Origin of the sequence: Thiothrix eikelboomii, from assembly GCF_900167255.1 — a bacterium.
Lineage (GTDB): Bacteria > Pseudomonadota > Gammaproteobacteria > Thiotrichales > Thiotrichaceae > Thiolinea > Thiolinea eikelboomii.
In genome coordinates, this window is sequence record NZ_FUYB01000007.1 from 94,477 (window position 1) to 108,711 (window position 14,235).

Below are 14,235 nucleotides of genomic sequence, written 5' to 3' on the forward strand. Positions count from 1 at the left end.
AAATGAGACCGGTTTTTGCCCTTGTTGGACGCCCAAATGTGGGTAAGTCGACCCTTTTTAATCGCCTGACCCGTTCACGTGATGCCTTAGTTGCTGATTTTCCCGGCTTAACCCGTGACCGTAAATACGGTACGGGTGAAATGTTTGAGCGTGATTATCTCGTCATTGATACGGGTGGTTTAAGCGGTGAAGAGGTCGGGATTGATCAATACATGGCGCGCCAAACTTTAGCGGCGGTCGCTGAAGCGGATGCGATGATGTTCATCGTTGATGGTAAGCAAGGCTTAAATGCAGGTGATGAATTTATTGCCCAGCAGCTGCGCGAAACGGGTAAACCCGTCTTTCTTATCATTAATAAAACCGATCGAGTTGACCCTGATCAAGCCGCTGCAGAATTTTATGGCTTAGGCTTTGCCGAAGTGTATAGCATTGCTGCTGTGCATGGGCGCGGGGTCAGTTCCATGATGGACGATATTTTAGGCCACTTTCCCGCCGACGAAACTAGTGAAACCCTAGCGGTGGATGAAAACGCCGAACCCTCGATTCGGATTGCCTTCGTCGGTCGTCCTAATGTCGGTAAATCCACGCTAGTGAATCGAATTCTAGGTGAAGAGCGAGTGATTGCGTTTGACGAGCCGGGTACGACTCGTGACAGTATTTTCATTCCTTTTGAACGTGATGGCCAACCCTACACCTTAATTGATACTGCGGGTGTGCGCCGCCGTAGTCGTGTGAATGAAACGATTGAAAAATTCAGTATCATCAAGACGTTAGATGCGATTCGTGAAGCACATGTTGTCATTATGTTGGTGGATGCCCATGATAGTGTCACCGATCAAGACGCACATTTATTAGGCTTAATCTTAGATGCGGGTAAAGCCTTAGTGCTTGCGATCAATAAATGGGATGGCCTAGAAAGTGATGAGCGCGATCTAATTAAGCATCAATTAGAAATCAAATTGCCCTTCTTAGATTTTGCTGAGAAACATTTTATTTCTGCTTTGCATGGTACAGGAGTAGGCTTATTGTATAAGTCAATCCATGCCGCTTATGACTCTGCGATGCTGAAAGTTCCTACCTCCCGTTTAACTCGTATTTTAGAAAATGCCGTGCAAATGCATCAACCGCCTTTAGTAAGTGGGCGACGGATTAAGCTGCGCTACGCTCATCAAGGTGGGAGTAATCCATTTTTAATTGTGATTCATGGCAATCAGACGGATAAAGTCCCGCCTGCTTATGAACGCTATTTAATTAATTATTTTCATAAAACCTTGAAGCTAACGGGTACTCAAGTCAAAATCGAATTTAAAACAGGCGAAAATCCTTTCGAAGGTAAGCGTAATAATTTAACACCACGCCAAATTCATAAGAAAAAACGGTTAATGAAGTTTGCGGCTGGCAAAAAATAATTCCTAACACACGAGGGGCTGTGTGGAGCAAAGTACTAACCTATTAGAAGGCATCTTATTACTATTGGTCATGTCAGTAGCCTCTGTGGCTGCGTTTCGTACCTTTAAACTCCCACCTATCCTCGGTTATTTATTAGTGGGTGCGCTCAGTAGTGAGCATGCTTTAGGTTGGTTACCCGAAAATCACTCGATTGAGTTCATGGCTGAAGTCGGGGTGGTTTTTCTATTATTTGCTATCGGCCTAGAGTTTTCTGTTACTCAATTTCTAGCGATGCGCCGTACTGTCTTGGGTCTAGGTGGCTTACAAATGCTACTGTCTACCCTCGTCGGCTTTGTTTTATTGAATTATCTGGGTGTGGGCTGGGAGGGTGCGATCATTGCTGCTGGCGCAATGGCGCTCTCGTCGACTGCGATTGTGATTAAGCAACTCACCGATCAAGGTGAAATGCATGAGCGACATGGGCAGTTAGCCTTAGGTATTTTACTTTTTCAAGATATTGCGGTTGTACCCTTTTTAATCGCGATTCCCTTATTAAGTCATAATACGACGGCTGATCCTGAGCTTGTCGTCATGGGTTTACATGCACTGGGGAACATACTGGTCTTAGCCTTGATGTTGTTTACGGCTCATTATGTGCTGCGGCCTTTGTTTCAAAAGGTTGCCAATGCGCAATCCATCGAATTGTTTAATATCACCGTCCTCCTCGTCGCCCTCACTTCGGCTTGGGTCACTCAGTCGCTAGGAATGTCATTAGCCTTAGGTGCTTTCCTTGCTGGTATGATGCTGAGCGAAACCGAATATAAGCATCAAATTGAAACCGAGATTCGCCCATTTCGTGATATTTTAATGGGTTTATTCTTCATTACGGTGGGTGCGAAATTAAACCTCGCCGTGTTGCCTGAGCTATGGTTATCCATTCTTTGGCTGTTACTGGGCATCATCGTTATTAAAGCGCTGATTGTGGCGGGCTTAGTATTTTTATTTGGCAATAGTAAGGGTATTTCAGTACGTACCGGTTTAGTCCTAGCTCAGGGCGGAGAGTTTGGTTTTGCTCTACTGTCTTTGGCCTTAAGTAATCGCTTACTGACTCAAGATGAAGTTCAAGCAGCCTTAGCCGCGATTGTAATTAGCATGGCACTTGCACCTTTAATGATTCGCTCCAATGATACCGTTACCCGAAAATTACTCAGTGATAGTTATCTCAGACAACGCTACAAAGATGTCCATGCTTTTAGTCGGGAAGTGAAAGAGGTCGATAATCATGTGATCATTTGCGGGTATCGACGGGTTGGACAAGGATTAGCCCGCCTATTGCAAGAGCAAGGTGTCCCCTATTTAGGTTTAGAGTTAGACTCAAAAATCGTCACTGAAGCATGGGAAGCCGGGGAAACAGTGTATTATGCGGATGCTAGCCGCACTGAAATTCTCATGGCCGCAGGAATCCAACGCGCACGTTTAGTGGTTATCACAATCACTGCACCTGAAACTGCACAGCACATCACTGAGGCGGCACGCAAAAAGAATAAAACAATTCCAATCATCGTCCGCGCTCGAGATGATACCTATCTAGAAACCCTGATTAAATTGGGCGCTACCGAGGTATTACCCGAATCTTTAGAAGCCAGCGTGATGGTAGCCCAGCGAGTTTTAGAAAAATTGGAACTACCTAATGAAGAGATTGAAGAAGTGGTCAACCGTATTCGTGTCGAGGGCTATCATCAACTTAAAAGCTTCTTTCATGGCCTAGCACAAAAAGCCACTAGCAAATCAGAAACCTTTCTGCATAGCATTGTGCTGCAAGAAACCGATAAAGCCGTCGGTAAGCGTATTGCCGACCTCAACCTAGCCAGCATGGATATTACCCTCAAAGCCCTCAAACGTGGTGAAATTCGTGGCGATCAGCCCTCCCCCGAGATGATTTTACAAGCAGAGGATACTTTAATTATTGAAGGCAAAGTTGATCGTTTTAAAGAAATTGAGAAGAAAATTCATGGGGAACGCAAAGAAAGTAAAGATAAAATCAAGGACGCTAAAACGCCCCCCGAACTCAAAACCTTAACTAGCATCACTGAGCTAGAAGAGCCTAAATCTAAGCTAGAAAACCCTGAGTAATAGTGCTGATTACTCGCCATTTTTCAATCTGCCTATTTTTTTTGCCATCTGTCTGCTGGAAATCCTCGCTTATCGAGCATTGCATGAATATTTTTTAGGACATGGTACTCTTTTAGGCAGCTAATGCGTTTAGTAAGTGATTTCTGGTGATTAATTTGCTAAAAATTCATGCTAAATAGGCACTGCGCTACATTTCGGGTCAGCTACTCTTTAAGCCGAACCATAAATTGAAGTGTTGACAGGGCTTGCTAGTAGGGTTTGCTGCTTAATGGCTGGTAAGTTAGGAAGTCACCATAACTTAGACGCATGCTGAAGACTTGATGCGCTATATTCAGGTTTGATTAGCCAAACAGTAAATTAAGGACAATGCAAAGAACTTCTGACTTAATTTACTGTCCATATCCAAACTTGTGGTGTAATCGTCATCAGGGCTAAACATGACTTTTACAGCGTGGATGTTGACCTCCGTGTGCAGGACTATCACGGACGGCATCTGGATAGGATAACCAGTGAGTCAGGTTATAAACACAGTATGTTTACAATCGTGTCCCATACAGCTAACTGCAATCACTGCAATTAGGATTTAAGTGCTGCACAAGGGCTCCAATAATTAAAGGTTACAGGAAATGAATACAGCAACTCGCGCCTTAGACTCTTCTCTGTCTGAAACCGTGACTCGCACACTCCAAGACTATTTGAATACCTTAGGGGATCATGAAGCAAGCAACATCTATCGCTTAGTGGTGGATGAAGTCGAGCGCCCGATGTTAGAAGTAATGATGCGCTATACCCACGGTAATCAATCACGTGCAGCTCAGTGCATGGGGATTAATCGTGCCACTTTACGCACCAAATTAAAACGTCATAACTTACTGTAATGCGCTAATACCTCAGTTCGCAACACAGTACGCCCTTAGGCAAGTTTGCTAAGCCTCCTGTTAATTAGCAGGAAGCTTATCCAAACCAAAGCTTAGATCACTACCCCATACCGCTGCCGATAGTCTTGAATCGCTGTTAATAAAGCCGGATCAGCAATTTGCTCTTGTACATGTTGAATAACATTCTGCAAGCCCACAATACTAATCACCGGTACACCAAAATTCACCTGTACTTCTTGCACTGCTGAGCGCTCACCTTGGCCGCGCTCTTGGCGATCCAAGGAAATAGCCACACCCGCTAACCTCGCACCCTGCCCAGCTACAATGGCTGCCGCCTCACGAATTGCTGTACCTGCGGTCATCACATCGTCAATGACTAAGACGCGACCGTGTAAACTCGCACCGACAATCGTCCCACCTTCTCCATGATCTTTCGCTTCTTTACGATTAAACGCATAGGGATAATCCAAGCCCTGCTTTTCATACAGAGCAATCGCCACCGCTGCCACTAAGGGAATACCCTTATAAGCAGGGCCAAATAACATATCAAACTTTAAACCCGACTCGACAATTGCTTGGGCATAGAATTGCCCCAAGCGGCTGAGTGCTGAGCCAGTTTGGAATAAGCCCGCATTAAAAAAATACGGGCTAACCCGCCCAGATTTCAAGGTGTATTCGCCAAAGCGCAATACCCCTTGTTGCATCGCAAACGCTAAGAAATCTTGTTGATAGGGTTTCATCTGGCACTCTCTTCTGAATTAAGCGCCAAGCATCATAGCAGAAAAATATACGGAAACAGCAGCTAACCTCGTGGTACATGTTCCCATAATAAGCAAGCACTCGGGGCTTGATAGCTGTTTAAATCAAACCCCAATTGCTTAGCAGCAGTCGAATCTAACTCCGTCACACAAGCCTCTTTTAATTGGTCAAGACTTAGACCTTTGGCTGCTGTAAGATTAGTGAACTCAATCAGTGCAAACTTTAAAGACGCATTCGTCAGATCCGTATGACTAAAATCGGCCAAACTCAAATTGGCATAATTCAAATTCGCATTTCTAAAACTAGAGCCACTGAGTTTACTGTGCGTAAAGTCAGCTAAACTCAGATTCACACCCTCAAAATTACGCCCAGACAAATCTGAATTTTCAGCATGATAGCTTGGCGTTTTTAATGATTCGCTAGCATCAGCAAGAACTTGATACCCTAAGCCTAGAGCTAAACCAAGATAAATCACTGAGCTCCTTATGTTTGGAACTTTCATCATAACACTCCATGTAATTTTAATTCATTCCTACAGAGTGTAGCTCTTTAAATCAGCTTTGCCAGCTTAAACCACAGGCGTTTTACCCATCCATTCGGCCAGTTTAATACCCATTCGCACTGGCTGATTCGCTGCCATGTTTCCCCAATCCCAGGTATTGGCTTCCAACAAAACAATCACCGTCGATCCCATATTAAAACGCCCCATTTCCTCACCCTTGGCTAAACTCAGTTCAGGATAATGCTCAACCCGAATTGCCTTTTGGTGGGGCGGTGTGATCAGTCCCGCCCAGACGGTTTCAATCGCGGCGACATTAATCGCACCGACTAATACCAAAGCCATCTTGCCAAACGCTGTTTCGAAAATAGCCACGACCCGTTCATTACGTGCAAACAAGCGAGGAATCGTGCGGACGGTATGCCCTGCTACACTAAATAAACGCCCTGGCACATAAACTTGCTCCACTAATTTACCTGCTAGCGGCATATGAATGCGGTGATAATCGCGGGGTGATAAATAAATCGTCGTAAATTGCCCGTTTAAAAAGGGCTGCGCCCGCGCTGTATCACCACCTAAGAGTTCTAAAACCGAATAATCAAAGCCTTTCGCTTGAAAAATTCGCCCTTCACGAATCGCATCAACTTGGCTAATCTGACCGTCCACAGGGCTGGCTAATACCCCGACAGCCTGATCCACCGGCCGCAATTCAGGTTTTAGGCGACGGGTAAAAAAGGCATTAAAGGTTTTATAAGCACGCGGGTCAGGCTGCTCAGCCTCACTCATATCCACCTTAAATGTCTTAATAAATTGACGAATCGCCGCCTGAGTCCAGTTGGACTCCCGCCGAGTTAAACGATACACCAGACGCGAAATTGCATGCTGTGGCAATACATACAGCGGCCAGGCTTTTAAATAGTCAGAAATAGGCATAGGGCTTGGCAAATAGCTAATAAATGCTGGATGATACGGCAATTTAGCCGAAAGGAATACACTCAATGGCGCAACCAGCTCTCACCGAACTTTCTAGTATTCTGGATTTCATCCGTTGGGGAGCCAGCCAGTTTCGTGCAGCCGAACTTAGCTTTGCGCATGGCATGGCCTCGGCTTTGGATGAAGCTGCTTATTTAGTTTTACATACGCTGCATTTGCCGGTGGATACACCTGAACTGTATTTCGCCAGTCGCCTCACTCAACCAGAAAAACTCAAGGTACTCGATATTCTGGAGCGGCGCATTATTGAACGTAAGCCAGCCGCCTATTTAACCCGTGAAGCTTGGTTTGCAGGTTTACCCTTTTATGTGGATGAAAGAGTGCTGGTACCACGCTCGCCGATTGCCGAATTAATCGAAAAGCAATTTTATCCGTGGATAGATGAAGCTCATGTCGGAAAAATTTTGGATTTATGCACAGGCAGTGGTTGTATTGGCCTTGCTTGTGCTTATGCATTTCCACAGGCAGAGGTGGATTTAAGCGATATTTCTACCGATGCTCTCGCTGTCGCTCAGCTTAATATCGAGCGGCATGGTGTACAAGCACAGGTGCACGCTATCGAATCGGATTTATTCGCCAATTTAGCAAATCAACGTTATGACTTGATCGTCAGTAATCCACCCTATGTCGATGCGGCCGAAATTGATGAAATGAGCAGTGAATTTCAGCATGAGCCGTTACTAGGCTTAGCGGCAGGGCAAGATGGTCTAGATATAGTTCATCGAATTTTAGCCACTGCCCGCGAACATTTAAACGAGCATGGCAGCTTGATTGTTGAAGTGGGTAATAGCCAATTTGCCTTGGTTGAAGCTTATCCCGGGCTTGCTTTTCAATGGTTACAGTTTGAACGTGGCGGCGATGGCGTCTTTTTATTAACAGCCGCTCAACTCGATGAATACGCTGCAGCCTTTAAAGCGGCTGCCCCCAACTCGCTTTAAATTGTTGATAATGCTCAACAAACACTTGCTCTAATTCATCAATAATCTCATTCGCAGGCCGCCCTTTAATCAAATGGGCGGCCATTAAATCGGAAGTGGGTGAAAGTAATTTATCAGCACTTAACATTGGATAGCTTGCTTTTAAGCGTTTAATCGCCTTAACGACTGATTCAGTCGTTGGCCGAGCTAGCAACACAGGCTCAGGGCAAGTTTCTGGAGTCTGCACAACCACGGTTGCAGAGCTTGCTAAAAATTCAGCAAACTTAAGCAAACTCGCCTGATCTTGAGCAGCTAGCTCACGAAACAAACTGCGCAAACGCTTTTCTTGGGGAGTACTGCTACCCTGCCCTAATGCTGGTAACATCATTAACCTTTTAATAGCAAGCTATCAATCAACTTAAAACACAATTCCCTAAACTTCAGCACGCTTAGCGCGTTGGCAATAAATCCGCGCAAACTCTAAAAGTTCTTCCATTGCTGGCACTTTAAACTTTTGGCGCTGACGGACAAAGGAAAAATCACGAGTCAATGGCGGATCTAAAGGTTTAGAAACTAAGGAGCTGAGCTTAATTTCCTTGCTAATACTAGCACTAGAAACGACCGAAACACCCATACCGGCTTCAACGGCACCTTTCACTGCTTCTGGGCTACCGAGCTCGAGGCAATTATTAATCCCGTGTTTATCAACTCCTTGAGCAAACAAATAGTCAACCATGACCTCGCGTGTACCTGAGCCTTCTTCACGACAAATCAGCGGGTATTTGACCAAATCTTTTGCTGTCACTTTATCTAATTTAGCCAGCTCATGACTTGGTGGGACAATCACGACCATCTCATCAGTCCGACAGACCTCAACCAACAAGTTTTTATTGGTTACAGGGCCTTCGACTACACCTAAGTCAATGACATTGTTTTCCACCATAGAAACGATGCCTTCGGTATTAGAGACTCTTAAACGCAACTTAATGTCAGCATTTTTGGATTTAAAATCACCCAATAATGAAGGCAACATATACTCAGAAATCGTCGTGCTCGCACCAATCGTCAACGAACCACTAATATCATCCGTCATTTCTCGAATGGCATTTTCCATTTCGCCATACAGATCAAATATTTTCTCAGAATACTCGTAAACAACTTGGCCAGCTTCAGTCAGGGTGACTCGATTATGGGTACGATCAAAAAGACGGGTATCAAACTGTTCTTCCAATTGGCGGATTTGAAAAGTCACCGCAGGCTGGGTCATATGAAGCACTTCAGCCGCTTTGGTGAAACTGAGCAAACGCGCAACCGCATGGAAGACTTGTAATCTTCTGTCTGACATTTAGAACTATTCTCCTTGTTAGTGACACTGCTTAGGTCAGGTATGAGGGGGGGGTTGACTCACTATTCCCTGATCTGATTTACCGGTCATCCATTACCGGATATTACCGTTTAATTTGACGATAAAAAATACCACTTTATAAAATATCTCTATCGAAAACTCTACAAATACTATCCTTAGAATAGGACAATTCTGTATAAACAGGGGCGGTTCGCACTGATAAAGCAAGTTTTTTTGATAAGAGGCGCAAGATTCACTACTAAATGTAAATTTTTTACACGTTAATGCTCTGTTTCCTCAGCTGGCGCCTTAGCTAGTTTTCGGTTGGACTGGTTTTGATGAGGAATACGCGGGTCATCATCATCCATCAAAATCCGGTAGGCGGGGCCTTCTAAATCGTCGTATTGACCACTGCGTACTGTATAAATAAAGGCAATCACCACCACAATCATGACACCAATCGCAATTGGAATCAGTACATACAAAGCTTCCATCGTCGATGATCTCCTTGTTCGCTTTAAAACTGTTTTAACCGCAGTGAGTTTAGCACCACGATCAGTGAACTGGCTGACATACCAATTGCCGCCATCCACGGAGCTACCCAGCCCGTAGCGGCTAAAGGAATGGCCAAGAGATTATACGCAATCGTCCAAGCAAAATTTTGCTTAATAATGGTTTGCATGCGTCTAGAGGTTTTAATCGCAAACGGTAACTGCTGTAAATTTTCTGAGAGCAACACCATATCGGCACTGGCTTGTGCCAACTGCGAACCGCTACCCATCGCGATAGATACCGCAGCCCCTGCTAAAACGGGGGCATCATTTACCCCATCACCCACCATCGCCACGACCTTACCCTCAGCCTGTAAAGCTTGCAGATAGGCTAATTTATCAGCGGGTAATTGCCCACCCCAAGCCTTAGTTATCCCTACTTGCTCCGCGATAGCTTGAACTACTGCTGGCTGATCACCACTTAATAAGCTGATTTTAATGCCTAAACTCGTCAGCTCTTGTATTGCTGGTTTCGCCCCGGCTCGCAGTTGATCAGCTAAGCTTAGCTGTGCCAACCAACCGTGAGTAGAACCGAGATACACTTGGGAATACAGAGTTTCATTGCCTTTACTCGCCGGTAAGGCTGTCTGGGTTAACTCAGCAACAAAGCTGGCTGTACCTAAGCGATAGCAAATACCTTGCCAATAACCTTGCACCCCACGCCCAGATTCTGAGCTAAGCTGTGCCAAGTGATAAGGCTGCGGACTTAATGCTGCAATGGCTTTGCCGACTGGATGCTCTGAAGCCTGCTCCAAACCAGCAGCGAGCTGCTTACATGCCTGCTCTTGCATCTCACCCAAGCACTTCAAATCAACGACGGCGAGTTGCCCATAAGTCAGAGTGCCTGTTTTATCTAAAATCAGCTCATCAATTCGCGCCAAAGTTTCTAAGGCATGACCTCGAGTCGTCAGTACCCCTTTTGAGGTCAATAAACCAGTGGCAGCCGTGAGAGCCGTAGGAGTCGCTAAGGAAAAAGCACAAGGGCAAGTGATCACCAAGACCGATAGCGCAATCCAGAAGGCTTGATTTGGCTCATGCTGATACCAATACAAAAAGACTGCCGTCGCCGTCAAGAGGATCAGCGGGACAAACCTTGAGGAGACTTGCTCAGCTAACCGCGCCAGCTCTGGCTTTTCAGCTTGAGCACGCTCTAATAAGCGAATAATCGCAGCCAGCACGGTGTGATCACCGACTTGACTGACTTGCAGAATTAAGGGGCTTTCAATATTGACTGTACCGCCGACTAGCTGATCACCTTCGGCTTTACGGCAAGGTAAGCTTTCTCCGGTTAATAAAGCCTCATTAGTACTACTCATGCCTTCGAGGACTAAACCATCGGCAGGTACGACTTCGCCCGGCTTAATCAGTACTCGATCACCACGTCTTAATTGGCTGACGGGTACTACCGTTTGCTGACCCTCTAGCAATAAAGTCGCCGTAGCGGGCATCAAACGGACTAAGGCCTCAGCCACTTGCCCAGCTTTATGGCGCGCATTCATTTCTAAATAACGCCCCGTGAGCAAAAAGAAAGTAAACATGGTCACCGAATCAAAATAGACCTCACCCCCGCCCGTAAGAGTCGCCCAGACACTAGCAATGAAAGCTATCCCAATCCCAATTGAAACGGGCACATCCATGCCAAAACGTCCGCGTCGCAGATCACGCCAAGCCGATTGGAAAAAGACTCGTGCTGAATAAAATACCACTGGCACGGTCATCACTAGACTGATCCAGCGTAGGAAATGACGCATTTGCAGATCCATATCGGAGGCAGCACCAATATACATAGCAGCGGCCACCATCATGACTTGCATCATGCCTAAACCAGCAACAGCAATCCGGCGTAAAGCCGCCGACTTTTCTTTCTTTTGCAGGGATTCTAAGCGCCCGGGATCAAAAGGATGAGCATGATAGCCAATTTCAGTAATCGCCGTTAGGACTTGGCTAAGCTTGAGTTGCTGGCTATCCCAACGCAAACTAGCCCGATGAGTCGAATAATTAATCCGAAAATCCAGCACTCCGGGGAGCTGCTTGACATGATGCTCATTCAGCCAGACACAAGCTGCACACACTATCCCTTCTAAAATCAGCGAAGCTTCACGCACGGAACCCGCCGTTTCACGCACGAACGAGCGTTGCAAATCCAGACTATCATAGACTTGTAGGTCACGGAGTTGCTCAGGAATTAAATCCTCAGGGCGCGAGCTAATATCGGTACGGAATTTATAAAAATCCGTCAGCTGATTCGCCACAATCGCTTGTGCCACGGCTTGACAACCAGCACAACAGAGGCTGTGCTTGTGCTCCTCAATTTCAACTAAATAACGTGCACCTTGAGGAATCGGCAAACCACAATGAAAACAGTTGGCCGCTAAACTCAATGACTCTGGTTTAGACATATCAACCAGCAAGCGCAGAAACGTGAGTAGTACCCTTTACCTCATGGACTTCATCCCCCCGCTGAATGCGCAACACGACCGTCCACGAACCGGGCTCGTCCAATTGCACGCTTTGGCCATAAGTCCCTAGATTACTTTCTGGCAGAGTAAACTGCTTATCTTTACTCTTATCCGCTGGGCGTAAGAACCTTACTTCGACCTGCGCCCCACTCACAGGCTGACCTGCTTTATCGGTGACACTAATGCTAAAGACGGCAGCTTGTCCGGCACGCGGTGTTTGTTGCCAACCATTGAGCACTTGCCAACCGCGCTCACGTTGAACTTCAAGCTGATCTAAATGCTGATTAAACTGCGCATACTTTTCTTTAAAATCGTGTGGAACTGCACCGGGAAAGACAGAAGTTACCGGGCTGCTGGTAAAACGTGGCGCGGGTAAAAAACGTGCCATAAACTCACTACTGGCACCCTTATTCGCGAGGGTGATAATGATACTATCCACTGTCGCTAGAACAATGAAGAAGACGACAATAATGGCTGGTGCCCAATGAAACCAACCTTTCTTTGGCTGAGTACTGGTTTGGCCTAATTTAGCCTCTAAGCGCTGTCGATGACTACGATGACTGGTAATAATCCCCAAGCCATAGCCACTCATCACAAAGAAAGCGAAATGAATCGCAAAGACATCCACCCCTGCCCAATGGGTGGCCGCTAAGGGGATATAAACGCCCATCACTAACAAAATAGTGACTAAAGCAGCCAGCTTGCTATTCCATTTTAAGCCCAGATAAAACAGGAAAAATAAGGCAAACGACGCGAATACGCCGATACCTAAGGTTGTTAGTAAGCTGTAATTCTCCATACTTAGCTCTTGCTCCTTAGGGCATCATAAACTGAGAAGGAATGATAACAGGCTCAGTCACTTCACCGCTGAGAGGCTCTAATTTAAAATGGAATTCACGATTAGTTTTACTGCCCTTCCGTGCAGTCGCTGGCTGTTTCACCTTCGCAAAAACACGTACACTGGTGTCTGGCTCTAAACGAATATTATTAGGATCAACTTGCCCCAAAGATAAGCTCGCACCTTCCAAATCAGCCAAACTCAGGCGATAAGAGGCGGCAACTTGAGTCTTATTGTTAATCTTTACCTCATAACTATTCTGAATACTACCATCTGAAAGCACCACATACAGTGGGCTACGGACTTGGACTGCCGTCGCCTCTAACATTTTGGTACTGGAAATACTCCAAACTAAGTAAGCAGCAGCTAATAAAGTGGCTAAACCATAGCCAATCGTGCGTAGCTTAAAGAAATGGGTTTTCTTCCCTTCCAAACCATTCTCAGAAGTGTAACGAATCAGACCACGCGGCCATTGATACTTATCCATAATGCTATCGCAAGCATCAATACATAAAGCACAGTGAATACAAGCAATCTGCAAGCCCTCACGAATGTCGATCCCGGTTGGGCAAACCTGCACACACAGACCACAGTCTACACAGTCACCATGTCCTTGAGCTTGGCGGACTGCCCGATCACGTAAATCTTTAATGGGGGTAGCACGCCCAGTCGAACCCTCGCCCCGCTGTGGATCATAAGAGACAATCAGCGTGTCTTGATCAAACATTACACTTTGGAAACGTGCATACGGGCAGACGTGCAAGCAGATATATTCACGCATCCAACCCGCCGCGAGATAAGTAGTGATCATTAACAAAAAAGCAGTGAAATAAGCGGCACTGGGTGCTTGACCAGTGAAGAAGTCTTTAGTCAGGGTAAAGGCATCACCCCAATATAAAACAAAGGTCAAGCCCGTCCATAAGGATAAAGCGAGCCAAGCCGCATGAGTTGCTCCGATTTTTAGGATTTTTTCTTGATTCCAAGCCTGCTTTTCTAAACGAATTCGCGCGACTCGATCCCCTTGAATGGCTTTTTCAATAAAACGAAAAGCATCTGTCCACAAAGTTTGGAAGCAAAAATAACCACAAAATACCCGTCCCAATAGCGTCGTGACAAAAAACAATAAAACCGCCGCTAAGAACAAGAGCGCCGTCAACCAGAAAACATCCTGTGCATGCATCACTAGGTCAAAGAGATAATAACGTCGGGCAGGAATATCAAACATCACGGCTTGATCAGGTCCTACAGCTCGATCCCAACGCAGCCACGGCAAGATAAAAAACACCGCATAGGCTAGAACCATAATGCCGGTTTTTAAATTACGAAAACGCCCCTTGATTGAACGCGGCTGAATGACGTTTTTTGGCTGAATCACTTGCACATTGCTCATAACGGCTTGGGCTCTCAACTGAAGATGGCTGGGCATGCTACCCTAAGGAAGTCAATTTTACCTTGAGGGAGATCAAGAAGGAAC

The 14,235-nt window shown here is 45.8% G+C and carries 13 protein-coding genes; 4 read left to right on the forward strand and 9 right to left on the reverse strand.

The genetic code is table 11. From position 1 onward, the window contains the following. Window positions 1-2: 2 nt before the first annotated feature. From der to B5D50_RS09495, 3 genes are all read left to right on the forward strand, one after another. Entirely contained in the window at window positions 3-1,409 is a 1,407-nt protein-coding gene (gene der, locus B5D50_RS09485; RefSeq protein ID WP_078922366.1) for a ribosome biogenesis GTPase Der, read from the forward strand. Between the two features lie 22 nt (window positions 1,410-1,431). Further along, entirely contained in the window at window positions 1,432-3,522 is a 2,091-nt protein-coding gene (locus B5D50_RS09490; RefSeq protein ID WP_200807070.1) for a monovalent cation:proton antiporter family protein, read from the forward strand. 626 nt (window positions 3,523-4,148) lie between these two features. Beyond that, entirely contained in the window at window positions 4,149-4,400 is a 252-nt protein-coding gene (locus tag B5D50_RS09495; RefSeq protein WP_078922367.1) for a helix-turn-helix domain-containing protein, read from the forward strand. 92 nt (window positions 4,401-4,492) lie between these two features. Here B5D50_RS09495 and pyrE read toward each other — a convergent pair whose 3' ends face one another. The 3 genes from pyrE to asd all read right to left on the reverse strand — a co-directional run bounded on the left by pyrE (window position 4,493) and on the right by asd (window position 6,657). Beyond that, window positions 4,493-5,140, reverse strand: coding sequence for an orotate phosphoribosyltransferase (gene pyrE / locus B5D50_RS09500; protein WP_078922368.1), 648 nt, complete (start codon window positions 5,138-5,140; stop codon window positions 4,493-4,495). A 62-nt stretch (window positions 5,141-5,202) separates the two neighbouring features. Further along, a complete protein-coding gene (locus B5D50_RS09505; protein WP_159448605.1) occupies window positions 5,203-5,634 on the reverse strand; it encodes a pentapeptide repeat-containing protein in 432 nt (143 codons plus the stop codon). A 93-nt stretch (window positions 5,635-5,727) separates the two neighbouring features. After that, window positions 5,728-6,657 (reverse strand): archaetidylserine decarboxylase, encoded by a 930-nt coding sequence (gene asd / locus B5D50_RS09510; RefSeq protein ID WP_234975843.1) that lies wholly within the window; start codon window positions 6,655-6,657, stop codon window positions 5,728-5,730. Between asd and prmB the strand changes: the two genes are divergently transcribed. Beyond that, window positions 6,657-7,589: a 50S ribosomal protein L3 N(5)-glutamine methyltransferase gene (gene prmB, locus B5D50_RS09515; protein WP_078922371.1), complete on the forward strand. Its 933-nt coding sequence runs from the start codon at window positions 6,657-6,659 to the stop codon at window positions 7,587-7,589. The genes asd and prmB overlap by 1 nt on opposite strands. On the opposite strand, the gene B5D50_RS09520 is transcribed toward prmB, so the two are convergent. The 6 genes from B5D50_RS09520 to ccoG form a co-directional block, all read right to left on the reverse strand. Then, the gene (locus tag B5D50_RS09520) at window positions 7,561-7,956 is read right to left on the reverse strand and encodes a hypothetical protein (RefSeq protein WP_234975844.1); all 396 of its coding nucleotides are present in this window, start codon (window positions 7,954-7,956) and stop codon (window positions 7,561-7,563) included. The two genes, prmB and B5D50_RS09520, sit on opposite strands and share 29 nt — an antisense overlap. 45 nt (window positions 7,957-8,001) lie before the next feature. Beyond that, window positions 8,002-8,913 (reverse strand): LysR family transcriptional regulator, encoded by a 912-nt coding sequence (locus B5D50_RS09525; protein ID WP_078922373.1) that lies wholly within the window; start codon window positions 8,911-8,913, stop codon window positions 8,002-8,004. Window positions 8,914-9,194: 281 nt separating this feature from the next. Further along, window positions 9,195-9,407, reverse strand: coding sequence for a cbb3-type cytochrome oxidase assembly protein CcoS (ccoS, locus tag B5D50_RS09530; protein ID WP_078922374.1), 213 nt, complete (start codon window positions 9,405-9,407; stop codon window positions 9,195-9,197). Between the two features lie 23 nt (window positions 9,408-9,430). Next, a complete protein-coding gene (locus B5D50_RS09535; RefSeq protein ID WP_078922375.1) occupies window positions 9,431-11,863 on the reverse strand; it encodes a heavy metal translocating P-type ATPase in 2,433 nt (810 codons plus the stop codon). Between the two features lies 1 nt (window position 11,864). After that, window positions 11,865-12,722 carry a FixH family protein gene (locus B5D50_RS09540; protein ID WP_078922376.1) on the reverse strand — a complete coding sequence of 286 codons (858 nt, stop codon included), beginning with the start codon at window positions 12,720-12,722 and terminating at the stop codon, window positions 11,865-11,867. A 16-nt stretch (window positions 12,723-12,738) separates the two neighbouring features. Next, complete coding sequence (gene ccoG, locus B5D50_RS09545) at window positions 12,739-14,151, reverse strand: cytochrome c oxidase accessory protein CcoG (RefSeq protein WP_078922377.1); 1,413 nt, start codon at window positions 14,149-14,151, stop codon at window positions 12,739-12,741. Window positions 14,152-14,235: the final 84 nt, after the last annotated feature.

What these genes read in the sequence shown, in the direction of transcription:
- B5D50_RS09535 (WP_078922375.1), bottom strand. Translation starts at nt 11,863, where the DNA reads ATGTCTAAACCAGAGTCATTGAGTTTAGCGGCCAACTGTTTTCATTGT.
- ccoG (WP_078922377.1), bottom strand. Translation starts at nt 14,151, where the DNA reads ATGAGCAATGTGCAAGTGATTCAGCCAAAAAACGTCATTCAGCCGCGT.
- B5D50_RS09540 (WP_078922376.1), bottom strand. Translation starts at nt 12,722, where the DNA reads ATGGAGAATTACAGCTTACTAACAACCTTAGGTATCGGCGTATTCGCG.
- prmB (WP_078922371.1), top strand. Translation starts at nt 6,657, where the DNA reads ATGGCGCAACCAGCTCTCACCGAACTTTCTAGTATTCTGGATTTCATC.
- B5D50_RS09495 (WP_078922367.1), top strand. Translation starts at nt 4,149, where the DNA reads ATGAATACAGCAACTCGCGCCTTAGACTCTTCTCTGTCTGAAACCGTG.
- B5D50_RS09525 (WP_078922373.1), bottom strand. Translation starts at nt 8,913, where the DNA reads ATGTCAGACAGAAGATTACAAGTCTTCCATGCGGTTGCGCGTTTGCTC.
- pyrE (WP_078922368.1), bottom strand. Translation starts at nt 5,140, where the DNA reads ATGAAACCCTATCAACAAGATTTCTTAGCGTTTGCGATGCAACAAGGG.
- ccoS (WP_078922374.1), bottom strand. Translation starts at nt 9,407, where the DNA reads ATGGAAGCTTTGTATGTACTGATTCCAATTGCGATTGGTGTCATGATT.
- B5D50_RS09520 (WP_234975844.1), bottom strand. Translation starts at nt 7,956, where the DNA reads ATGATGTTACCAGCATTAGGGCAGGGTAGCAGTACTCCCCAAGAAAAG.
- der (WP_078922366.1), top strand. Translation starts at nt 3, where the DNA reads ATGAGACCGGTTTTTGCCCTTGTTGGACGCCCAAATGTGGGTAAGTCG.